The 21141-nt window shown below is 74.0% G+C and carries 17 protein-coding genes; 6 read left to right on the top strand and 11 right to left on the bottom strand.

Annotated elements, in window-relative coordinates:
• Positions 1-3: 3 nt before the first annotated feature.
• On the bottom strand, positions 4-1290 hold the full coding sequence (locus ML5_RS28815; protein ID WP_013477206.1) for a lysine N(6)-hydroxylase/L-ornithine N(5)-oxygenase family protein: 1287 nt from the start codon (positions 1288-1290) through the stop codon (positions 4-6).
• Between the two features lie 28 nt (positions 1291-1318).
• The gene (locus tag ML5_RS28810; protein ID WP_013477205.1) at positions 1319-2875 is read right to left on the bottom strand and encodes an aspartate aminotransferase family protein; all 1557 of its coding nucleotides are present in this window, start codon (positions 2873-2875) and stop codon (positions 1319-1321) included.
• Between the two features lie 229 nt (positions 2876-3104).
• Here ML5_RS28810 and ML5_RS28805 point away from each other — a divergent pair, with 229 nt between their 5' ends.
• Together ML5_RS28805 and ML5_RS28800 are read left to right on the top strand one after the other, a co-directional pair.
• Complete coding sequence (locus tag ML5_RS28805; RefSeq protein WP_013477204.1) at positions 3105-5147, top strand: penicillin acylase family protein; 2043 nt, start codon at positions 3105-3107, stop codon at positions 5145-5147.
• Entirely contained in the window at positions 5144-5701 is a 558-nt protein-coding gene (locus tag ML5_RS28800; protein WP_013477203.1) for a GNAT family N-acetyltransferase, read from the top strand. Before ML5_RS28805 ends, ML5_RS28800 begins: the two co-directional genes overlap by 4 nt.
• Positions 5702-5711: 10 nt before the next feature.
• Here ML5_RS28800 and ML5_RS28795 read toward each other — a convergent pair whose 3' ends face one another.
• Positions 5712-7937, bottom strand: coding sequence for a hypothetical protein (locus ML5_RS28795; protein ID WP_013477202.1), 2226 nt, complete (start codon positions 7935-7937; stop codon positions 5712-5714).
• A 207-nt stretch (positions 7938-8144) separates the two neighbouring features.
• On the opposite strand from ML5_RS28795, the gene ML5_RS28790 reads away from it, so the two are divergent.
• Both ML5_RS28790 and ML5_RS28785 read left to right on the top strand, forming a co-directional pair.
• Positions 8145-9047: a redoxin family protein gene (locus ML5_RS28790; protein WP_013477201.1), complete on the top strand. Its 903-nt coding sequence runs from the start codon at positions 8145-8147 to the stop codon at positions 9045-9047.
• Positions 9048-9069: 22 nt separating this feature from the next.
• The gene (locus ML5_RS28785) at positions 9070-10299 is read left to right on the top strand and encodes an epoxide hydrolase family protein (RefSeq protein WP_013477200.1); all 1230 of its coding nucleotides are present in this window, start codon (positions 9070-9072) and stop codon (positions 10297-10299) included.
• A gap of 57 nt (positions 10300-10356) precedes the next feature.
• Here ML5_RS28785 and ML5_RS28780 read toward each other — a convergent pair whose 3' ends face one another.
• Complete coding sequence (locus tag ML5_RS28780; RefSeq protein ID WP_013477199.1) at positions 10357-11322, bottom strand: N-acetylmuramoyl-L-alanine amidase; 966 nt, start codon at positions 11320-11322, stop codon at positions 10357-10359.
• A complete protein-coding gene (locus tag ML5_RS32475) occupies positions 11322-11474 on the bottom strand; it encodes a hypothetical protein (protein ID WP_013285768.1) in 153 nt (50 codons plus the stop codon). The genes ML5_RS28780 and ML5_RS32475 overlap by 1 nt, the downstream gene beginning before the upstream one ends.
• A 210-nt stretch (positions 11475-11684) precedes the next feature.
• Here ML5_RS32475 and ML5_RS28775 point away from each other — a divergent pair, with 210 nt between their 5' ends.
• Complete coding sequence (locus ML5_RS28775; protein ID WP_013477198.1) at positions 11685-12968, top strand: glycoside hydrolase domain-containing protein; 1284 nt, start codon at positions 11685-11687, stop codon at positions 12966-12968.
• 56 nt (positions 12969-13024) lie between these two features.
• On the opposite strand, the gene ML5_RS28770 is transcribed toward ML5_RS28775, so the two are convergent.
• Positions 13025-13915: an SGNH/GDSL hydrolase family protein gene (locus tag ML5_RS28770; protein WP_013477197.1), complete on the bottom strand. Its 891-nt coding sequence runs from the start codon at positions 13913-13915 to the stop codon at positions 13025-13027.
• A gap of 399 nt (positions 13916-14314) precedes the next feature.
• Between ML5_RS28770 and ML5_RS28765 the strand changes: the two genes are divergently transcribed.
• Positions 14315-15292 (top strand): hypothetical protein, encoded by a 978-nt coding sequence (locus ML5_RS28765; RefSeq protein ID WP_013477196.1) that lies wholly within the window; start codon positions 14315-14317, stop codon positions 15290-15292.
• A 54-nt stretch (positions 15293-15346) separates the two neighbouring features.
• On the opposite strand, the gene ML5_RS28760 is transcribed toward ML5_RS28765, so the two are convergent.
• The 5 genes from ML5_RS28760 to ML5_RS28740 all read right to left on the bottom strand — a co-directional run bounded on the left by ML5_RS28760 (position 15347) and on the right by ML5_RS28740 (position 21127).
• Positions 15347-17197, bottom strand: coding sequence for a BTAD domain-containing putative transcriptional regulator (locus ML5_RS28760; RefSeq protein ID WP_013477195.1), 1851 nt, complete (start codon positions 17195-17197; stop codon positions 15347-15349).
• A gap of 103 nt (positions 17198-17300) precedes the next feature.
• A complete protein-coding gene (locus ML5_RS28755) occupies positions 17301-18257 on the bottom strand; it encodes a Gfo/Idh/MocA family oxidoreductase (protein WP_013285773.1) in 957 nt (318 codons plus the stop codon).
• Entirely contained in the window at positions 18241-19107 is an 867-nt protein-coding gene (locus tag ML5_RS28750) for an inositol monophosphatase family protein (RefSeq protein ID WP_013477194.1), read from the bottom strand. Before ML5_RS28750 ends, ML5_RS28755 begins: the two co-directional genes overlap by 17 nt.
• On the bottom strand, positions 19104-19637 hold the full coding sequence (locus ML5_RS28745; RefSeq protein ID WP_013477193.1) for a flavin reductase family protein: 534 nt from the start codon (positions 19635-19637) through the stop codon (positions 19104-19106). Before ML5_RS28745 ends, ML5_RS28750 begins: the two co-directional genes overlap by 4 nt.
• Positions 19637-21127, bottom strand: coding sequence for an amino acid adenylation domain-containing protein (locus tag ML5_RS28740; RefSeq protein ID WP_013477192.1), 1491 nt, complete (start codon positions 21125-21127; stop codon positions 19637-19639). Before ML5_RS28740 ends, ML5_RS28745 begins: the two co-directional genes overlap by 1 nt.
• Positions 21128-21141: the final 14 nt, after the last annotated feature.

Genomic DNA, 21141 nt, shown 5'->3' with positions numbered 1-21141 from the left:
CGCTCATGCCGGCGCTCCGGCCGGCGCGCCGAACTCCTGGAAGGCGATGGTCTTCTCCACCGGGTAGTGCTCCCGGCCGGTCATCTCCCGGATCAGCCACGAGTTGCGGTACGGACCCATGCCCAGGTCGGGCGAGGTGATGCTGTGCGTGTGGGTGCCGCCGTTCTGGAGGAACACGCCCCGGCCGGTGTGGTCGATGCTGTAGTTGCGGGCCACGTCGAAGCGGCCGTGCGCGTCGAAGCGGAGCCGGTCGCGTACCGGCGCGAGGAACTCCGGCACCCGGTAGTGGTAGCCGGTGGCCAGCACCAGTCCTTCCGTGTCGAGGGTGAACGCGCGGTCCTGCTCTGTGTGGCGCAGCCCGAGCCGGTAGCGGCCGTCGGTGTACGCCGCCTCGGCCAGCTCGGTGTTGGTCAGCAGGCGCGTCGGCGCCGGTCCGTGCAGGCTCTTGGCGTACAGCAGGTCGTAGATGTCGTTGATCAGGTCGGCGTTGATGCCCTTGAACAGCGGCTTCTGCGCGGCCTCCAGCGCGTAGCGGGTCGGCTCGGGCAGCGCGTGGAAGTAGTCCACGTAGTCCGGCGAGGTCATCTCCAGCGTGAGCTTGGTGTACTCCAGCGGGAAGAACCGTGGCGAGCGGGTCACCCAGGTGAGCTGGTAGCCGTACGTGTCGATGTCGCCGAGCAGGTCGTGGTAGATCTCCGCGGCGCTCTGGCCGCTGCCGACGACCGTGATGCTGTCCTTGGCCCGCAGCGCCTCCCGGTGCTCCAGGTAGCGCGAGTTGTGGATCATGTCACCGCCCAGGCCGGCGCAGGCGGGCGGCAGGTACGGCGGCGTGCCGGTGCCGAGCACGAGGTGCCGGGCCCGGTGGGTGACCGGCCCGTCCGGCGTGTCCGCGTGCACCACGTACCGGTCGTCGCTCTCGTCGTACTCGACAGCGGTGACGCTGTGCCGGAAGCGCAGGTTCGGCAGCTTCCCGGCGGCCCAGCGGCAGTAGTCGTTGTACTCGGCGCGCAGCGGGAAGAAGCTCTCCCGGATGTAGAACGGGTAGAGCCGGCCGGTCTCCTTGAGGTAACTCAGGAACGAGTACGGCGAGGTCGGGTCCGCGAGCGTGACCAGGTCGGCGATGAACGGCGTCTGGAGCCGGGTGGATTCGAGCAGCATGCCGGGATGCCAGTCGAAGCTGTCGCGGGCCTCCAGGAACAGGCCGTCGAGGTCGTCGATCGGCGCGGTGAGGCAGGCCAGGCCGAGGTTGTAGGGGCCCAGCCCGACGGCGATGAAGTCGTGGGTCGACATGGGGATTCTCGTTCTCCTCGACGGGGGGTCAGACCGGGCAGGACAGCTCGGCGGCGGCCGCGGTCCGGGCGTACCAGGCGGCGTGGTCGGCGATGAGGTCCAGCACGTGGGCGACGTCGTCCACTGCGGTCTCGGGGTTGAGCAGGGTGAGCTTCAGGTGGTGGGCGCCGTCGACCTTGGTGCCGGCGACCAGGGCCGCGCCGGAGGCGGCGAGCGCGTCGCGGGCGTGCAGGTTGGCCTCGTCGACCAGATCGGGGGCGAGACCGGACGGCCGGTACCGGAAGACCACTGTGCTCAGCTGCGACGGCGCGGCCACCTCGAAGCGCGGGTCGGCGTCCAGCCGCCGCCACGCCTGCGCCGCGAGGTCGACGACCTGGTCGAACAGCGTGCCGATCGCGTCCGGTCCCATGATCCGCAGGGTCAGCCAGAGCTTGCACGCGTCGAAGCGGCGGGTGGTCTGGATGCTCTTGTCGACCTGGTTCGGGATCCCCTGCTCGACCGCGCGGACCGGGTTGAGGTAGTCGGCGTGCCAGGTGGCGTGGCGCAGCACCCGGCCGTCGCGGACCAGCAGCGCGCTGGAGCTGACCGGCTGGAAGAACGACTTGTGGTAGTCCACTGTCACCGACGCGGCCCGTTCGATGCCGTCGAGCAGGTGCCGGCGGGTGGGTGAGACCAGCAGGCCGCAGCCGTACGCGGCGTCGACATGCAGCCAGACCCCCGCGGCGGCGCAGATGTCGGCGATCTCCGGCAGCGGGTCGACGGTGCCGAAGTCGGTGGTGCCGGCGGTGGCGACGACGGCCATCACCACCTGACCGTCGCGGTGGCAGCTGTCGATCGTGCGGGCCAGCTCGTCGGTGCGCATCCGGCGGGTGGCGTCGGTGGGCACGGTGAGCACCGCGTCGGCGGCCAGGCCGAGCAGCTTGGCGGCCTTCTGCACGCTGAAGTGCCCGGCCGCGGAGGTGAGGATGCGCAGCCTGGACAGCACCTGCGGCCGGTCCGGCCGACCGGTCGTGCCGCCGCCCACCACAGTGCGGTACGCCTCCTCGCGCGCCAGCAGCATCGCCTGGAGGTTCGACTGGGTGCCGCCGCTGGTGAAGACCCCGTCGGCGGTGGCGCCGAGCCCGATGCGCCCGGCGGTCCACTCGATCAGGCGCCGCTCCATCAGCGTCGCACCGGCGCTCTGGTCCCAGGTGTCCAGTGAGGAGTTGACGGCGCTGAGCACCGCCTCGCCGAGCAGCGCCGGGATGACCACCGGGCAGTTCAGGTGGGCCAGGTAGCGCGGGTGGTGGAAGTAGACCGCGTCACGCAGCCACACGTCGTGCAGCTCGTCCAGGGCGGCGTCGGTGTCGCCGAGCGGCCGGTCCAGGTCGATGGCACCGATGAGCGGCGCCAGCTCGTCGGGCGTGACGCCGGTGAACGGCCGGTCCGCCTCGCCCACCCGGCGGGCGACCCGGTCCACGCCGCGCGCCAGCACGTCCCGGTACCGACCGAGCGAGCCGGCGTTGAACAGGTGGCCGCGTGCCGTGGCGGCGGCGCTGCCGGTGTCGGCGGGCGCGGCGCCGGTCGGGCTCCCGATCGAACTCATGCGACTTCCCAGCGGTCGTACGGACAGGACGCGCGGCGATCAGCCGCGGCGATCAGGTTAGGTTAGGCTGGCCTAACTAGCAAGCACGACTCGGGGTGCTTTGTCCCGCATGTACTGCCGGTTGGCGTCCCGCCCGCGTCGCGGTAAGGTCGCCCTCGGTTAGGGGAGGTTATCCTAAGTTGACTGTCGAACGGAACCGTCGCCCGGCGCGCCGAGGCGGCGCGAGACGATGACACACGTCGATCGCGATCAGTGGGGCGTGCCCCAGTTGTGGGCCGGCGACGCCGACGCGCTGGCGCGTCTGCAGGGGCGTGTCGCCGCTGTCGACCGGGCCTGGCAGATCAGTGTCGAACGTTGGCGCGCCGAGGGTCGCCTGGCCGCCCACGTCGGCCCGGCCGAGCTGGCGTGGGACCGGTTCGCCCGCCGCGTACGGCTGGACGACACCGCCCGGCGCTGCTACGAGCGGCTGGACCCTGACACCCGGCGGTGGGTCGAGGCGTACGTCGACGGGGTCAACTCCGGACTCGCCGAGGGCGCCGCCGCCGCGCCGGAGTTCGCCGCCACCGGCACCGCGCCCGAACCGTGGCACCCCTGGTCACCGCTCGGCGTGTTCCTCGTCCAGCACGTGCTGTTCTCCACGTTCCCGAACAAGCTCTGGCACGCGCACGTGGCCCGGACGCTCGGCCCCGAGGCGGCCGGACTGTTCGCGGTCGAGGGACCGGCCTCGTCCGGCAGCAACGCCTGGGCGGTGCCCGCCGATCCGGCCACCGGGCGCGGCCCGCTGATCGCCGGTGACCCGCACCGGCTGCTCGAACTCCCCGGCGTCTACCAGCAGGTCCGGCTGGCCTGCCCGGAGTTCGACGTGGTCGGTCTGGCCTTCCCCGGCGTGCCGGGCGTGCCGCACTTCGGCCACACCGGCCGCGTGGCCTGGGCCGTCACCAACGCGATGGCCGACTACCAGGACCTCTACCGCGAACGGCTGCGCCGCGACGGTGACCGCGTGCTGGTGCGCGACGCCGACGGCTGGACGCCCGCCGCGCGCCACGTCGAGGAGATCGAGGTTCGCGGCGGCGCCCCGGAGACGGTCGAGGTGATCGAGACGCCCCGCGGGCCGGTGATCGACCACGACCGGGTCACCGGCGAGGCGATCGCCCTGCGCACCCCGAGCCGGGTCGAGGCCCGGCTCGGCTTCGAGGCGTTGCTGCCGCTGCTGCGTGCCCGGCGTACGGGCGACGTCGCCGACGCGCTGCGCCACTGGGTCGAGCCGGTCAACAGCGTGCTCGCCGCCGACACCGGGGGAGGCGTCCGCCGCCTGGTCGCGGGCCTGGTCCCGGTACGTGACGAGCGGTGCCGCCGGGAACCCGTGCCGGCCTGGGAGCCGGCCTACCGGTGGCGGGGCGGCTACCTGCCGCTGGTCGACGAGCAGGTCGACGGCGTGGCGGTGTGCGCCAACGACCGGCGCGACGACGTCGCAGCGCACGGTGCCGACTTCGCCCCGCCGCACCGGGCCCGCCGGATCCGGGCGCTGCTCGCCGACGGCGCCGAGCCGTCCACAGTGCACACGGACGACCGGCTCCCGGCCGGACCGCTGTACCGGCTGCTCGACCGGCTCGACCCGGACCGGCTCGACGAACCCGCCCGCGCGCTGCTGCTGCGGCTGCGCGGATGGGACCGGGCGATGGCGGCCGGCTCGGCCGGGGCCGGCGCGTACGCGGCCTGGCGGGCGGCGCTGGCCCGGCGGTTGCGCGTACACCCGAGGTTGCGTGGCCTCGACGAGCCGTGCGGGTTCGACGAGCTGTTCGCCCCCTGGACCGACCCGGCCGCCCGGATCGGCCTGGCGCTGGACCACCTCGCCGCCGAGTTCGGCGCCGGCCTCGCGGCACCGGCGGCCGAGGCGCTGGCCGAGGTGGCCGCCGGCCCGGCGCCCGGTGAGTGGGGCGGCCGGCACCTGCTGCACCCGGTGCATCTGGGTGTCGCCCCGGCGGTCACCGACGCGGTCGCGGCGATGCGGCAGCGGGTGGCGCTGGCCGGTGACACCGACTGCGTGCTGGCCACGTCCAGCGTGCCGGGCGTCTCCGACGCCTGCTGGCGCGGCCCGGTGGCCCGCTACGTGTGGGACCTGACCGACCGGGCGGCCAGCCGCTGGATCGTCCCGTTCGGCGCATCCGGGCGCCCCGGCGACGCGCACTTCGCCGACCAACTCACCCACTGGGCCGCCGGGACGCTGATCCCGGTGCCCGCCGGCCCACTGACGGGAGACGAGTCGACGTGATCCACCTGGAAAGGATCCCCGGCCTCGGCGAGCTGGCGCTGGAGCCGGTACGCCCCGACCGGCACGCCGAACTGCTGCACGGCTGGGTGGTCCGGCCCCGCAACCGGTTCTGGGGCATGGGCTCGCACACAATCGACGAGGTACGCGAGATCTACGCGTTCGTCGACGGGCTGGACACCCACCACGCGTACCTGATCCGGCTCGACGGCGAGCCGATCGGGCTGTTCCAGACCTACCAGCCGGAGGCGGACCCGGTCGGCGACCGCTACCCGGTGCTGCCCGGCGACGTCGGGATCCACCTGCTGCTCGACGCGCCCCGGCGGTATCCCGGTTCGCTGACCGGGGCGGTCTTCCCGGCCCTGGTCCGGTTCCTGCTGCGGGACCCGGCCGCGCGCCGCGTGGTGGTCGAGCCGGACGTGCGCAACGACGCGATGCTGCGCCGGCTGCGCATCGAGGGCTTCACGCTCGGCGACGAGATCGACATGCCGGACAAGCGGGCGAGGCTGGCGTTCCTCACCCGGGACCGGTTCGAGGCGGACCACCCTCCGGCGTGACCCGTCCGCGTCACGGTCCGGTGGCGCGCAGCCGCCCGGCCAGGTCCCGCACCGTCTCGGCGTACGCCGGGTCGTCCTCGGACGGGAGGTGACCCTGGATCGGCGGCGGGACGCTGTCCCAGGCGGGCGCCACCAAACTCTCCGGATCCCGGAGACGGCGATCCACCGCCGCCTCCGGGCCGCTGACGCGGGCCGGCTCGTCCGCGCGGTGTGGGGAGAAGATCCATCCGCCCAGCGCGTCGGTGTCCCGCCACAGGTTGCGCCACCGCCACCCCACCCGGCCGCCGATCCCGCGCAGCATCTCGTCGCCCACGTAGGCGGGGAACAACCGGGCGTAGAGCCGACGCAGCGGCGAGCTGTAGGTGAGCAGGGCGACCCGTGCGCTGATCTCCGCCGGCAGTTGCAGGACTGTCGCGGCGACGAGCACCGATCCGTGGCTGTAGCCGGAGAGCAGCACCCCGCTGCCGCTGTGCACCAGGTACGTGATCCGCCGGGCCAGCTCCGGCACGGCCCGCTCGGCGTAGCAGGGCGGTGCGAACGGGTGCGCCGCCCGGGGCCAGAACGTGGCCAGGTCGAAGAGCACGCCGACGTGGTGCCGGAACCCAGGGCTGCGGTAGGCGAAGACCCCTGCGAGGATGAGGGCCAGCACCGCCGCCGAGATCGCCACCCCGCCCACCTCGATGCCGAACATGACCAGCTCGGCCGGGACGTGCGTGCGGCGTTCCAGCGTCTCGCCCGGCTCGGGACGGACCAGCGCCATCGCGGTGGTCGCCGCGCCCGCCCCGGCCATGACGGCGAACAGCACCGCCAACGGCACCATCAGGTCGGTGAACCGGGCCCGGACGATCATCGTCCGGACCTGCCGCAGCCGCGGCGCCGCCTCGGCCGGCGGCGCCGGGAAGTCCCGCTCGACGATCGCCTGGGCGGCCCGTGTCCGGCCGCGCCGGGACACCAGCGCCACCACTGCGGCGGCCGCGAGCGTGACCAGCAGCGCCCGGAAGAAACCGTAGATCGCCCAGGTGTACGCGCGCGCCGGACCCGGTATGTCGTCCGCCGGGGACACGCCCCGGTCCAGCAGGTCGGCGGTGCGCTGGACCAGCTCGGCGGAGTACGCGACCGCGAGCCCGCCCGCCGCCGCCGCGACCACGAGCGCGCCGAGCCCGTTCGGCGGCCGGTGGCCGCGTACCCGCAGGCGGTGCCAGAGCAGCACGGCACCCAGTGCGCCCAGCAGGACCGCGTGCGTCACCAGCAGCCAGGTCAGGATCGAGCCGTAGCCGGGCAGGCCCCCGCCGGTACGCCAGCGGGCCGGGGCGAACAGCAGGTACCCGGCCACCACGACGGTGAGCCCGACCGCTGTAGCGCGCAGCGCACGGGCGACCCGGTCACGTCGCGGGTCGGTGGGCGCCCGGTCGACGAGCGGCGGAACGCAGACCAGTACCACGCAGGCGAGCAGCACCGCGCCGGTGACCGCCAGCAGCGCCGCCACAGTGGGCGGGACACCCTGCGCGGCCCGGGCGGCCAGCAGACAGCCGTCGAGGGTGGCGAAGGCCGCCGCGATGTGGATCGAACGCAGCCGGCCCATCAGCGGCTCGGCGTCCCACTGGCCGATCGTGCTCAGCGGCGGCCCGGCGGACGCCCGCTCCGGCGCCCGGAACGCGGTGAACGAGCGACCCGGCCGCCGGGCGCCCCACCAGACCAGGCTCACCGCGGCGGCCGGGACCAGCGCCAGCACCACGAGCCGCAGCCCCACCGGCCGCCCGCCCATCCAGGACAGCCACTCCCGGTCGGCGATGCAGGCCGGGACGGACAGGCACTGCCAGGCCACCAGGTCCAGCGCCACCCCGGCGCCGGCGAGCACGTACAGCGCGGTCAGGCTCAACCCCAGCACCCGGCACAGCGCCCGCACGACCGCGCCGCCGACCGCGTCCCCCGGCCGCATCCACACGGCCACGTTGAGCAGCATGAAGGGCATCAGGAACAGCAGCGAGAGGGTACGCAGCGCGGTGCCGGACGGCAGGTCGTTCCACTGGTACGCCTCCAGCGTCACCCCGCCCGCCCCGTGCTCGTCGGCGTGTCCGTGACGGGGACGGTAGAAGCCGGCGCTGCGGTCACCCGCGACCTGCCGGACCAGCGGCCGGTCCAGCACCTCGGCGGCCCCGCCCGCGGAGACGCCGTGCACCCGCAGCTCCACCACCTCGCCCGACGGCGCCTGTGCCCGCCCTGGTCCAGCCGTCATCGACCCTCCGCGACGTCCCGGCCGCCCACGCCGCCTGCACGGCCCGCCCTCGGGTGGCGCAGCGTCCTACCCGGCCGGGCCGGGGGCAAACGCCCGCGGGCCGGGCGGGCGGCCCGTTCGAAGCCGCGCCCTCCGGGTAACCGCCGCCGGACGTACTCGGAAGGGAGCCCGCATGACCGGCACACCATCACCGCGCGGCGCGGCCGGATGACGGGGGCCGCGGTGGCGACCCGGCTGCCGCCGATCGACGTCCACCGGTGGGTGAACTCCGCGCCGCTGACGCCGCAGGAGCTGCGCGGACGCGTGGTCCTGGTGGACGTCTGGGAGTACACCTGCGTGAACTGGATCCGTACCGCCCCGTACGTGCGGGCCTGGCACCGCGACTACCGCGACCTGGGGGTCACGGTGATCGGCGCGCACGCGCCGGAGTTCGCGTTCGGCCGGCTTCCGGAGAACATCGACCGGGCGATCCGCGACCACGGGCTCACCTACCCGATCGCGATCGACGACGACTACACGTTCTGGCGGGCCCTGCGCAACGACGCCTGGCCGGCCAGGTACCTCTTCGACGCCGACGGGCGGCTGGCCGACCGCTGGATCGGCGAGGGCGGCTACGACCGGACCGAGGCGCTGATCCGGCGGCTGGTCGAGGCCGCCACGCCCACGCCCGCGCTGCCGCCGGTCACCGCGGAGGTGACCGCGTTCGTGACCAGCCCGCAGCCCACGTACGCCGGGATCACCCCGGAGACCTACCTCGGCGCCGACCGGGGTGTTCCCGGCACGTACGCGCTGACCGGCGACTGGCGGGTCGAGGGCGAGTACGTCGAGACGGGCAGTGCCGGGGCGGAACTGGTCCTGCCGTTCACCGCCGGTGAGGTGAACCTGGTGGCCGACCCGGGACCGGAGGGACCGGCAGCGGTTCGGGTGCTGCTGGACGGGAAACCGGCCGGTGACGCGCGCGGCGCCGACGTGGACCCGGACGGCACGGCCGTCGTCGACCGGGCCGCGATGATCCGGCTGGTGGACGGCGCGACGCCGGGGGAGCACCGGCTCACCCTGCGCGCCGAGCGGTCCGGTCTCCGCGCGTACGTCTTCACGTTCGGTCCCTGACCCGACCCGAGGAGGACAACCCGTGGCCGTCAAGACCATGACGCCGACGCGTACCGCCGCCGGCATCCGCGACTTCCGCGTCGACGTGCCGGAGGCGGACCTGGAGGACCTGCGGAACCGGATCGCGGCCACCCGCTGGCCGGAACGGCAGACCGTGGACGACCAGTCGCAGGGCGTCCCGCTGGAGACCAGCCAGGCGCTCGCCCGCTACTGGGCCACCGGGTACGACTGGCGCAAGGTCGAGGCGCGGCTCAACGACCTGCCGAACTTCGTCACCGAGATCGACGGCCTGGACATCCACTTCATCCACGTACGCTCGCCGCACCCCGACGCGCTGCCGCTGATCGTCACGCACGGCTGGCCCGGGTCGGTGATCGAACAGCTGAAGATCATCGGTCCGCTCACCGACCCGACGGCGCACGGCGGCCACGCCTCGGACGCGTTCCACCTGGTGATCCCGTCGATGCCCGGCTACGGCTTCTCCGGCAAGCCGGACCGGCCCGGCTGGGATCCGCAGCACATCGCCCGCGCCTGGACCGAACTGATGCGGCGGCTGGGCTACACCCGGTTCGTGGCCCAGGGTGGCGACTGGGGCGCGCTGATCACCGACATGCTCGGCGTGCAGGCGCCGCCGGAACTGGCCGGCATCCACACGAACATGCCGTGCGTGGTGCCGCCGGACATCGACGCGCTGTTGCAGACCGGCATCACCGGCGTGAACAACCCCCTCGCCGACCTGCCGTCCGGGCTCTCGGCCGAGGAACGGGCCGCCTGCGAGCGGATCGACTTCTTCTGGAAGCACTCCGCGTACGCGCTGATCATGACCACCCGCCCGGAGACCCTGACCGCGCTCGCCGACTCGCCGGTCGGGCTGGCGACGTTCATGCTCGACCACGACGCCGCGAGCCTGGACCTGATCTGCGCCGCGTTCGCCGGCCGGCCCGGCGGCCTGAGCCGTGACGACATCCTGGACAACGTCACGCTCTACTGGCTCACGAACACGGGTGTGTCCTCGGCCCGGCTCTACGCACAGAACGCGCTGTCGTTCTTCGCCGCCAAGGGCGTGCAGGTCCCGGCCGCGGTGAGCCAGTTCCCGGACGAGATCCTGCTCGCGCCGCGCAGCTGGGCCGAGCGGGCGTACCCGAACCTGATCCACTACAACACGCTCGACCGGGGCGGGCACTTCGCCGCCTGGGAGCAGCCGGAGCTGTTCGCCCAGGAGATGCGGGCCGCCTTCCGGTCGCTGCGCTGACCGACGGCGGACGCGGCCGGGTGGGGCGCCCACCCGGCCGCGTCGGTACGCCCGGGGTCAGACCTCGGTCAGCCGGACCGCGTCGGCGATGACCAGGCCGGCGGCGGAGCTCCATCGGCTGACCGCGACGCGGTTGGCGTCCCCGGCCGGCAGCGTGAACGTGCCGAGCGAGCGCCACTGCCCGCCGGTCGCCCGCTGGTCGACCACTACCGTCCGGTTGCCGGTGGTGGTGGCGACGACGTACGGCGTGGCCGCGTTGTAGCCCGCGTTCGCCGGCCACCACGCCTCGACCCGGTAGTTGCCGGTGCGGGGAACGTTGAACTTGTACCAGGCCGCGTCGCTCGCGGCGACCGGGTCCGCGTAGCGGTAGTCGGCGCCGTAGCGCTGCCCGGAGTACGTCGAGGTGCCCCAGCTCGCGCTCGCGGTGAACCGGCCCGCCGTCGCGTTGTCCACGATCGACGTCCAGCCGGTGCCACCGCCGGCCATCTTGGCGGCCACGTCGGCGCGCATCGTGTTCAGGTCGATGAAGGACGGGTCGATCTTGCCGGTGGTGCTGGTCTCCCGGTGGCCGCGGGCGTAGCTGGAGTCCCGGCCGAGCCGCTTGAGCACGGCGGCGGTGGCCGCGATGCTCGCGTTGTACTGGGCGGTGGTCATCCGCTGGTCGACACCGTTGTAGTCGATCTCCCACCCGATCATCAGGGTGTTGCCGTCCCCGGCCGGGATCGGGCCGCTGCCGCCGCTGGTGCCGGCGTGGTTGCACCGGCCGGCGGAGATCACGTGGAACACGCCGTGGTAGTCCACGAGCGCCTGGCAGAGCGGGCCGGGCAGGTCGGACCGGCCGTTGATGCAGATGTTCAGCGCCGGGTGCGGGTTGGTGGCGCTGGACGTGGCGGCGGTGTGGTGCCAGAGCACGCCGATCGGGTCGAACGAGCCGGAGCGCATCCGGTTGAGCCAGTCGCCCTCGACCACGACCTGTACGCCGGCGCCACGCAGCACGTCCACCAGCCAGGGAATGGTGGCCATCACTGCTCCCCGAGCAGGTCGGCGAGGCACTCGGCCTTCGGCGCGGCGTGCGCCGTACCGGGACGGACGGCCACCGCGAGGGCGGCGGCCACCAGGGCGGGTACGCCGAGCAGACCTCGGCGTCGCAGACGGGGGGATCGTGACGTGGGCATGGCGCTCCTCGGGTGACGGCGCTTCACCGATCGACGGATGTGAGTGCGGGCACGCTATACCGGCACCCGCCGTTCTGTCGATACCCTTCAATGATCGTTTCCGTCGTGAAAACTTTCGCCATCATCATCTGTCGTCATCCGTCGATGCGTGGTAGAAATCCTGCCCAAGTCTCGCCGTCGAGCGAGGAATCCTTCACAGGAGGGGCGCCGATGAGAGCGATCGCCACGGCCCTGACACTTCTCGCCGTGCTCGCGGCCGCGGCCGTACCGGCGCAGGCTTCGGCCGTCCCGGCCCGCGCCGGGACACCGGCTGTCGCCGAGCCGCAGCCCGCCGCCGGGACAGCGGCCACCGTCGCCGCGGTCGGCCCGCAGCCCGGCACCTTCACCGGCAAGGGCTTCGACACCTGCACCGCGCCGTCGCAGGCCGCGATGGACGCCTGGCTGACCGCGTCGCCGTACCGCGCGGTCGGCGTCTACATCAGCGGCGGCAGCCGGACGTGCGCCCAACCCAACCTGACCGCGACCTGGGTCGCCGACCAGACCCGCAAGGGCTGGCGGCTCATCCCCATCGAGCTGGGCTACCAGGCGCCGTGCGGCACCCGTACGCCGAAGATGTCCGCCGACCCGGCCACCGCCCGCGGGCAGGGGAGAACCGCGGCGGACAGCGCGGTCGCCGCGGCGGTGGCGCTCGGCATCGGCGCCGGCAGCACGCTCTACAACGACATCGAGCAGTACCCGTCGAACGCGAGCTGCCGGGCCGCGGTGCTCTCCTTCCTCTCCGGCTGGGTCGAGCGCCTGCACACGCGCGGCTACCTCGCCGGCATGTACTCCAGCGGCTCGTCCGGCATCACCGACGTCTGCGCCGCCTACCACGACACCCGGTACCTGCGCCTGGACCAGATCTGGATCGCCTGGTGGAACGGCGTCGCGGACACCGACGGGGGCACGTACTGCGCCGACGACCGCTACGCCGACCAGCAGCGCCTGCACCAGTACGCCGGGGACGTCACCGAGACGTGGGGCGGCGTGACCATGAAGATCGACCGCAACTACCTGGACGTACGGGCCGGCACCCCGCCCGCGACGTGGAGCGTCACAGTCGACAACGCCACGTCGGGCGGGTTCAGCGCGGGCGCCGCCTGGGGCACCTCCGCGTACTCCGGGCAGCGCTACGGCGCCGACTACCGCTTCGCCGCGCCGGTGGCGTCCAGCGACGTGGCCTGGTTCCGGGCGAGCCTGCCCGCGACCGGCTCCTACGAGGTGTCGGTGTGGTACCCGGCCGACCCCGGCTACAACGACCGCACCCCGTACCTGGTGGCCACCACGACCGGCAACCGGTCGGTGGTGGTCGACCAGCGCACCGGCGGCGGGCGCTGGGTCTCGCTCGGCGTGTTCACGCTCGCCGCCGGGACCGGCGACAAGGTCGGGGTGAGCCGCTGGAGCGCCGGCACCGGGTACGTGGTCGCCGACGCGGTCCGCATCACCCGGGCGTGAGGCCGCACGCCGGTGAGCCGGTCCCGCCCGAGCGGGACCGGCTCACCCGGGCCGGGTCAGCTCAGGTGCGCCAGCAGGGCGGTGGCCATGCCCTGCTCTCCCCGGGCGTTGGGGTGGAACGGCGCGGCGGCGTTCTGCGGCACCAGCCCCTCCACCCAGCGGGTGCCGCTGCCCTTGCACGAGTCCCGGCCGATCGACGGGGTGTAGACGTCGGCGTAGCTCGCGCCGCCCGCCGCCGCCGTGTCGGCCAGCATCGTGTTGAGCGCCTTCTGGACGCCGCGCAGGTACGGCACGTCCTGGTAGGCGATCGGCACCACCGGCCAGCAGCCGTAGCCGCTGTCGGGCAGGATCGCCGGGTACCCGAGCACCACCACGCGCGCGTTCGGCGCGGCCTGGCGGACCGCCCGCAGCACGGCTGCCACCTTCGGCGCGGCGGCGGCGATCCGGGCCCGCAACTGGTCGGTGCCGCCCGCGGTGAACCGGTTCTTGCAGGGCGAGCCGAGCGGGCTGCTCACGCTCGCCTCGGCGCAGTCGCTGATGATGCCGGAGAAGCCGATGTCGTTGCCGCCGATCTGGACGGTCACCAGCGCGGTGGCCGACGTGACGGCGTTGACCTGCGGCGGCAGCGCGATGCCCAGCGCCCCGTCGCCGCCGTACAGGATGTCCTCGGTGGTGGCTCCGGAGCAGCTCACGTCGGCGAACGACGAGGAGCCGGCGGACGCCGCCACCAGGGACGGGTAGTTGCGGTTGGAGCGCAGGCAGTTCAGGTCGACCTGGGTGGGCACGAGCGGTGCGGAGGTGTAGGAGTCGCCGAGCGCGACGTAGCGACCGGCGGGCGCGGCGGCGACGGCGGGTGCGGCGGCGGTGAGCAGCATGCCGGCGGCGGCCGCGACGAGCGCGGTCATCCGGCCGGCGGTCCGCAGGAGCGGCAGGCGGGGACGGTTCATGGGGCCCTCCCGGAGGGGTCCTGGTGGTGGTGCTGGGATTCTGTCCGCGCCTGTGACGTGCGTCAATATCGACGAACCTCATTAAATGACGGTCCAGGATGTGGTCCGCCGCCGTCCGGCCGAGCGGCCGGAGGTGTCGCGTACATCACACTTTTCGGCGTCGCCGATGTCGGGTACCGGTCGGTCGCCGATCGGTCGATCTGTTGCGTCCCAACGGTCCCCGGCCCGTCACGCCTGATGGGCGGCCGGATGCCGGATCCGGGCACGTACGCACCGGAGTGACCCCGGCACGGCTGGTGAAGAACGTATCGAATGTCGGCGATCGTGAATTTGCAGGCGTCATTACGCTGCGGGGTGGTTGATCGCCGGAACCACGGACGACAGGTGGAAGAACCTCAGATGAGTGACAATCACCCTCCCTACGGAGGCTATCCGGACCCGAACGCCGGAGCGTGGGGCAACCAGCCCGACCCGAACGCCCCGTACGGTGCGCAGCCGGCGTCGGGCGCCCCCTACGGCGCCCAGCCCGCGTCGGGTGCGCCGTACGGTGCCCAGCCCGGGTCGGGTGCGCCGTACGGCGCGCAGCCCGCGGCGCCGTTCCCCGGGCAGCCGGGCTACCCCGGGCCGGCGCCGTACGCGCCCACCCCGCCGCCCCCGAGCGGAGGCAAGAGCAAGGGGCTCATCGTCGGCCTCGCCGCGGGCGCGGTCACGCTGACGCTGCTGTGCTGCGGCGGCGGCCTCGCCTACGTCGCCTTCAACGGCGACGAGGAGGACCCGAAGCCGGTGGCGTCGGGCAGCGCCACCCCCGGGCCGGACACCAGCCCGTCCGCGACCCCCAGCGCGGACGGCCCGGAGTCGACCGGGCCGGACGGGCCCTCCAACAACAACTCGATCACCGCGCGGTACGCCAGCGAGATGTCGGCGGTCTGCGACGGGGGAGCGATCCTCAACGCCGCCCCGTACACCGCGCCGGCGGGCTCGAAGGCGTACGTCTTCTCCAACTCCCCGGACCGGCCGTCGTTCTGGTCGCAGAAGACGGTCAGCTCGGCCAAGCCGTACTACGCGAAGTCGGCCGACTTCGCCACGGTGTCCGTTATCGGCTGCCTCAAGATGGTCGAGGGCAGCGAGGGCACGCCGAAGAAGTGCCAGTACAAGAACAGCGAGGACAAGGTCGTCACCGTCGACTACATCTCCTCGCGGTACACCCTGACCTTCCACGCCGCCAAGACCGGCGAGAAGGTCGGCGACGGCGGCACGGTGACCGCACCCGCCGCCCGGTGCCCGAGCTTCATCTCCTACAACAAGGTGACGATGAAGTCGTACGCGTCGCCGGACAGCGGCACCATCGAGGCCGCGCTGGACCGCTTCCTCAAGTAACGACACCCGATCGCGGTGTGCGGGTCTCACCGACCCGCACACCGCGATCGGTGTTCAGGCCGGAAGCGGCCGGCCGTGCGTCTCCACGCACTCGCGGGCGAAGAGCCGCAGCAACTCCGGCAGATGGAAGCGCTCGGCCGGGGCGCAGGAGTCGACCGGCACCAGCAGGTTGTGCTGGATCAGGTGCTCCACCATCCGGTTGGCCTGCTGCCGGGGCAGGCGCAGGATCTCCACCGCGCTGGCCGGGGTGATGAACGAGTCGGCGCGGGCCAGCGCGTGCAGCGCCAAGCGGGCGTCGACGTCCAGCGCCTGGTAGCTGACCGACAGGCTGCCGCGCACCGAGATGTCCCCGACCGCCAGCTCCGACAGCCGGTTCTCCTCGTCCTCCAGGTGCGCGGCGAAGCCGGGCAGGGCCACGTCGGGCTGGGTGACGAGCCGGCTGCCGACGATCCGCAGCGCCAGTGGCAACCGGTCGCAGGCCGCGGCGATCCGGCCGAACACCTCCGGCTGCTCACGTACCCGGCGCTCGCCCGCGATCGTGGCCAGCAGCTCCACCGCGTCGGCCCGGTCGAGCGCGCCGAGCGTCAACCGCCAGCCCACGTCCAGGTCCAGCAGGCGCTGCCGGCTGTTGATCAGGACCAGGCTGCGGCCCGCCCCGGGCAACAGCGGGCGCACCTGCTGCGCGCAGTCGACGTCGTCGATGATGAGCAGCAGCCGCCGGCCGGCGAGCGCGCACCGCAGCACGGCGGAGCGCTCCCGGATGTCCTCGGACACGTCGGTCAGCGGTACGCCCAGCTCGACCAGCAGCTCCCGGATCAGCTCCCCGCTGCCGCGCGGCGGCTCGTCGCCGCTGTCGAAGCTGACGAAGAGCTGACCGTCGGGAAAGAGGTCGGCCAGGTCGTACCCGCTGCTCACCGAGAACGACGACTTGCCGACGCCCGGCGCGCCGGAGACGAGCACGACACCGGCGTGCTCGTCGGCGCCGGCCGGGTCGGCGATCCCCTCGGCGATGGCGCGCAACTGGCCCGCAGTGGTGTCCCGGCCGACCAGGGACGGCGGCTTCATCGGCAGGGCCTGCGGGCTGGTCGGCGGGCCGGGCGGCGACACGGGCCCGGCGCCGAGGGCCGTGGGCCGGCCGGACGGTGGGTGGACCTCGGCGGAGTCCGCGTCCAGCGCGGTCTGGAGGGCGCCCTGGAGCGTGGGGCCGGGGTCGACGCCCAGCTCGTCGATGATGCCGCCCCGGGCCTGCTGGTACGCGGCCAGCGCCTCGGCCACGCGCCCCTCCCGCGTCAGCGCGGTCACGAGCTGCGCCTGCCGGCGTTCGTCGAGCGGCTCCTCGGCCACCATCCGGCGCAGCGACGGGATGACCCGCGCCGGCTGCCCCAGCCGCAGGCGCAGGTCGATCAGCTCCGTCGTCATCTCCCGGTGCTGCTCCCGCAGTGCCGTGACGGTCGCGCCCAGGTCGGTGCCCAGATCCGTCAGGTCCTCCAGCGGGTGCCCGCCCCACAGGTCGACCGCCCGGTCGAACAGGTCGGCGGCGGCCTGCAGCCGGTCGCTCCGGGCGGCCCGGCGGGCCTCGTCGGCGAGCCGACGGAACCGCAGCAGGTCCAGCTCGTCCTCGTCGACCCGCAGGTGGTAGCCGGTGCCGTCGTGGACCAGCCGGCCGGCCGAGTCACCGCCGCGGTCCAGCGTCTGCCGCAGCCGGTGCACGTACGTGCGCAGGTTGCGTACCGCCGACGCGGGCGGCGACTCCGGCCAGAGGCCGTCGACCAGCCGGGAGGTGGCGACCGTGCGCCCCGGACTCAGCAGCAGCACGGCGAGCAGGAGGCGGGGTTTGGTGCCGGTCAGCATGACGGGGCGGTCGCCCGCGTACAGGCTCAACGGACCGAGAACACTGAACCGCATGGATGTCGTCCCCCGCTCCGGCGCACCGTCCACAGTGTGGTGTGTAAGGCTGGGTTTCCCACCTTCGGCCGGGGAATGCATCGCTCCCAGATGGTGCAAGTAATCACTGATCGGTGTGAACTTCGTGACCCGGAGTCAGTTGCGCCGTCGCCCGCCGCGCCGCGTCGAGCACCGCCACCGCGTCCGTCACCCCGGCGCCCGCCGACCGGCCCTCCCGGACCAGCACGGCGAAGTCCTCCGCCTGACGGGCCAGGGCCGCGTACATGGTGGCGTCCCCGTCGGCCGGGTCGAGGAAGGCCAGCCGCTCGTGGTCGCGGGTGCCGAAGACCTCCACCGTCGCCATGTCGCCGCCGCGGTGGTGCCGGCCGAGCGAGACCAGCGCGGTGCCGCCGCCGGACAGGCCGAGCAACGCCTGGGCACTGTCCACGTCCCGGCCGCGTACCGCCGGGTCGGTTACCGGACCGGCCGGCTGCACCGCGACCCGGTCGATCTCCTGCCCGGTCAGCCACCGGATCTGGTCGAACTCGTGCACGCCCATGTCCACGAAGATCCCGCCGCTGCCGGTGCGGAACGCCGCCGCGGGCGGCTCGCCGTCCCACTGCGCCGCGGCCACGAACAGCACCTCGCCGAGTTCGCCGCCGGCGATCCGCTCCCGCAGCCGGCACAGCTGCGGGACGAACCGGCGCCAGTAGGCGACCTGGAAGGGGATTCCAGCGGCGGCGGCGACCCGCCCCGCCTCGGCCGCCCCGGCCGGGTCGAGCCCGGCCGGCTTCTCGCACAGCACCGGCAGCCCGGCCTTGGCGGCGGCCGCGACCAGCGCGCCGTGCCGCCCGGTGGGCGCGGTCACCAGGAGACCGTCCGGCACGGCGTCCGCGAGCAGGTCCTCCACGCTCGGGTACGCGGGCAGCCCGGCCGCGGTGACCGCCTCCCGTGCCGCCGGAACCGGATCGACCACGTACCGGATCCGGACGCTCCGGTGGTCGGCCAGGGCGCGCAGGTGGTGGTGGCCCATCCGGCCCGCCCCCACCAGCGCCAGCCGGAACTCATCGCTGCCGGTCATCGTCGGTTCCCCTCTCCTCGTCGGTGTCGGTGTCGGTGCCGTCGCGGCCGTCCGTACCGTCGTCGCCCAGCCAGCCGGCCAGCGCGGCCACCACGGCCGGCGCGCCGGTGCCGAAGACCTCGAACCCGTCGTGGCGCCACCGCCGGCTCACCCCGCCGGCGGCCTCGACCAGCGCCGCGCCGGCCGCGATGTCCCACGGCGCGGGGTCGAAGCTGACGAACGCGTCCAGTTCGCCGCGGGCCACGGCCGCCAGGTCGCAGACGGTGGAGCCGGTGTTGCGCAGGTCGGCGACCCGGGGCGCGACGCCGACGAGCGCCTGGTACGCCCGCCGTCGCGGCCCGGGCGCGTTCGGCACCGCGAACGCCACCAGGGCGTGCCCCGGCCGGGCCTCCCGGTTGACCGCGACCGGGGCGTCGCCGTCGAGCGCGCCGCCGTCGTCGAGCACCAGGCAGGCGCCGGTGGCCGGTTGCAGGACGGTGGCCGCGACCACCTGGCCGTCGCCCACGTCGCAGCCGGTCGCCACCGCGATGCTCACCGCGTACCGGCTCGCACCGTGGCTGAAGTTCAGCGTGCCGTCGAGCGGGTCGACGATCCAGCGCAGCCCGGAGCAGCCGGCGCTGGCACCGGACTCCTCGGCCAGGACGGCGTCCTGCGGCCGGTCCCGGGCGAGCAGGCCGAGGATGGCCCGCTCGCTGGCGTGGTCGGCGGTGGTCACCGGGTCCTGGGCCGCGCCGCCCTTGTGTTCGGTCCGGAAGCCCCGGCCCCGCGCCTCGCGGATCGCGTCCGCCCCGGCCCGCGCCGCGCGCAGGCTCAGGTGGCGCAGGTCGCCGGGAGCGGCGCCGATGCTCATCGCGCCACCTGCGCTTCCCGCGGCGCGGCGACCTTTGCGTAGTCGCCGTCCACGAACAGCAGTGGCGGGGTCGGCCGGAGCAGGCCCGCCGAGCGGACCGCGCCCATCAGTACCGCGTGGTCCCCGGCCGGGTCGGCGGAGACCGCCTCGCAGCCGAAGTACGCCACCCCGTCGGTCAGCCGCGGGCAGCCGGTCGCCCGCTCGTCGTCGTAGGCCACACCCGCGAAGCCGTCGGCGCCCGCCGGGCGGCCCCGGCTGGCGAACCAGGCCGCCTCCTCGCGCTGGTCGTCGCCGAGCACAGTCACCGCGAACCGGCCGGTACGACGCACCGCGCCGAGCAGCCGGCAGTCCCGCCGCAGGCAGACCAGCAGCATCCGGGGCGACAGCGACACGGTGGTGAACGAGTTGACGGTCATCCCCACCGGGCCGTCGGGCCCGACGGCGGTCGCCACCGCCACCCCGGTGGCGAAGCGCCCGGCCACCGACCGGAACGCCCGCTCCTGGTCCTGTCCGTTCCCTGTGCCGGTCATCACCGTGCTCCTCTCGTCGCGCTGCCGACCAGGTCGGCGGCCCGCCGCCGGTCGGTCTTGCCGTTGGCGTTCGTGGGCAGCGCGGCCACGTGGTGGATCCGCGCCGGCACCATGTAGGCGGGCAGGCGCTCGGCGCACCTGCGGGTCAGCTCGTCGGTGATCCCGGCGGCGCCGGTGTAGACAGCGCGCAGGGAGACGTCGTCGCCCGTGCCGAACGCCAGCACCACCGCGTCCTGCACCCCCGGGTGGCCGCGCAGGACCATCTCGATCTCGCCCAGCTCGATCCGGTAGCCGCGCAGCTTCACCTGGTCGTCCAGGCGCCCGTGGTGCACGAACGTGCCGTGCTCGCGGCGGACCCGGTCACCGGTGCGGTAGTACCGGCGGTCCGCGTACGTGACGAACCGGCCCTCGTCGTCGGCCGGGTCGAGGTAGCCGTCGAACCGCTGCGGCCCGTGCACGCACAGCTCACCGTCGTCCACGCCGACGGTGCCGTCCTCGGCGCGCAGGATCGCGTCCAGCCCGGGGTGCGCGTCGCCGATCGGGACGGTGCCGTTGGAGGTCGCCGGCCAGGCCGCCGGATCCGCCGGCAGCCGGTGACCGGTGCACGTCACGGTCAGCTCGGTGGGACCGTAGAGGTTCTCCACCACGCTGCCCGGCGCCGCGTCGGCCCACGCCCGCGCCTGCTCCAGCGTCAGCGGCTCGCCGGCGAAGAGGCTGTGCCGCAGGCCGGGCATGGCGCCGGGGGAGAGCATCCGCATCCGGCGGGCCAGCGAGACCACCGAGGGCACCGAGAACCAGTGCGTGATCCGTCGTTCGTTGACGAACCGCACCGGCGTCAGTACCTCGTCCGGCTGTGGCACCACGAGCGTGGCGCCGCCGCCCCAGGCGACGAACATGTCGAACACGGACGGGTCGAAGGTCAGGTCGAAGGTCTGAGACAGCCGGTCACCCGGGTCGGCCGGGTAGCGGTCCCGGCAGTACGCGAGGAACGCGTCCACGTTGCGGTGCCGGACCGGCACGCCCTTGGGCCGCCCGGTCGAGCCGGACGTGAACAGCAGGTACGCCACGTCGTCCGGTGCCACCGGCGCGGCCGGCGGCGGGGCGGCGGGCGCGCCGTCGAGGCGTACCGTCACCGCGTCGCCCGCGACCTGGGCCGCGGTCGCCGCGCCCGCGTCGTCGACCACGAGCGCGTCCACGCCCGCGTCCCGGCACTGCCGGGCGGTGCGGGCCGGTGGGAAGGCCGGGTTGAGCGGCACCACCACCGCTCCGGCGCGCAGCGCGGCCAGATAACCGGCGTACGCGGGCAGGCTGCGGGCGGCCAGCAGGCCGACCGCACGCGGACGGTGGCCCACCTCGGCGTGGATCCGCCCGGCGAGGCCGTCGGCGAGGTCGCGCAGCCGGCGGTAGGTCACCGGCTCCCCGCCGACCTCCAGCGCGACCGCTTCGGGCACGCGTGCCACGGTCCGCTCGAACCAGGAGTAGAGACTCACGGCGTTGCTCCCTT

It is taken from the genome of Micromonospora sp. L5, from assembly GCF_000177655.2.
GTDB lineage: Bacteria > Actinomycetota > Actinomycetes > Mycobacteriales > Micromonosporaceae > Micromonospora > Micromonospora aurantiaca.
Note: the sequence above shows the minus strand (reverse complement) of the source record. Positions and strands in the feature narration are given on the sequence as shown.

What these genes read in the sequence shown, in the direction of transcription:
- ML5_RS28780 (WP_013477199.1), bottom strand. Translation starts at nt 11,322, where the DNA reads ATGGCCACCATTCCCTGGCTGGTGGACGTGCTGCGTGGCGCCGGCGTA.
- ML5_RS32475 (WP_013285768.1), bottom strand. Translation starts at nt 11,474, where the DNA reads ATGCCCACGTCACGATCCCCCCGTCTGCGACGCCGAGGTCTGCTCGGC.
- ML5_RS28755 (WP_013285773.1), bottom strand. Translation starts at nt 18,257, where the DNA reads ATGACCGGCAGCGATGAGTTCCGGCTGGCGCTGGTGGGGGCGGGCCGG.
- ML5_RS28760 (WP_013477195.1), bottom strand. Translation starts at nt 17,197, where the DNA reads ATGCGGTTCAGTGTTCTCGGTCCGTTGAGCCTGTACGCGGGCGACCGC.
- ML5_RS28775 (WP_013477198.1), top strand. Translation starts at nt 11,685, where the DNA reads ATGAGAGCGATCGCCACGGCCCTGACACTTCTCGCCGTGCTCGCGGCC.
- ML5_RS28805 (WP_013477204.1), top strand. Translation starts at nt 3,105, where the DNA reads ATGACACACGTCGATCGCGATCAGTGGGGCGTGCCCCAGTTGTGGGCC.
- ML5_RS28790 (WP_013477201.1), top strand. Translation starts at nt 8,145, where the DNA reads ATGACGGGGGCCGCGGTGGCGACCCGGCTGCCGCCGATCGACGTCCAC.
- ML5_RS28770 (WP_013477197.1), bottom strand. Translation starts at nt 13,915, where the DNA reads ATGAACCGTCCCCGCCTGCCGCTCCTGCGGACCGCCGGCCGGATGACC.
- ML5_RS28810 (WP_013477205.1), bottom strand. Translation starts at nt 2,875, where the DNA reads ATGAGTTCGATCGGGAGCCCGACCGGCGCCGCGCCCGCCGACACCGGC.
- ML5_RS28745 (WP_013477193.1), bottom strand. Translation starts at nt 19,637, where the DNA reads ATGACCGGCACAGGGAACGGACAGGACCAGGAGCGGGCGTTCCGGTCG.
- ML5_RS28750 (WP_013477194.1), bottom strand. Translation starts at nt 19,107, where the DNA reads ATGAGCATCGGCGCCGCTCCCGGCGACCTGCGCCACCTGAGCCTGCGC.
- ML5_RS28815 (WP_013477206.1), bottom strand. Translation starts at nt 1,290, where the DNA reads ATGTCGACCCACGACTTCATCGCCGTCGGGCTGGGCCCCTACAACCTC.
- ML5_RS28765 (WP_013477196.1), top strand. Translation starts at nt 14,315, where the DNA reads ATGAGTGACAATCACCCTCCCTACGGAGGCTATCCGGACCCGAACGCC.
- ML5_RS28795 (WP_013477202.1), bottom strand. Translation starts at nt 7,937, where the DNA reads ATGACGGCTGGACCAGGGCGGGCACAGGCGCCGTCGGGCGAGGTGGTG.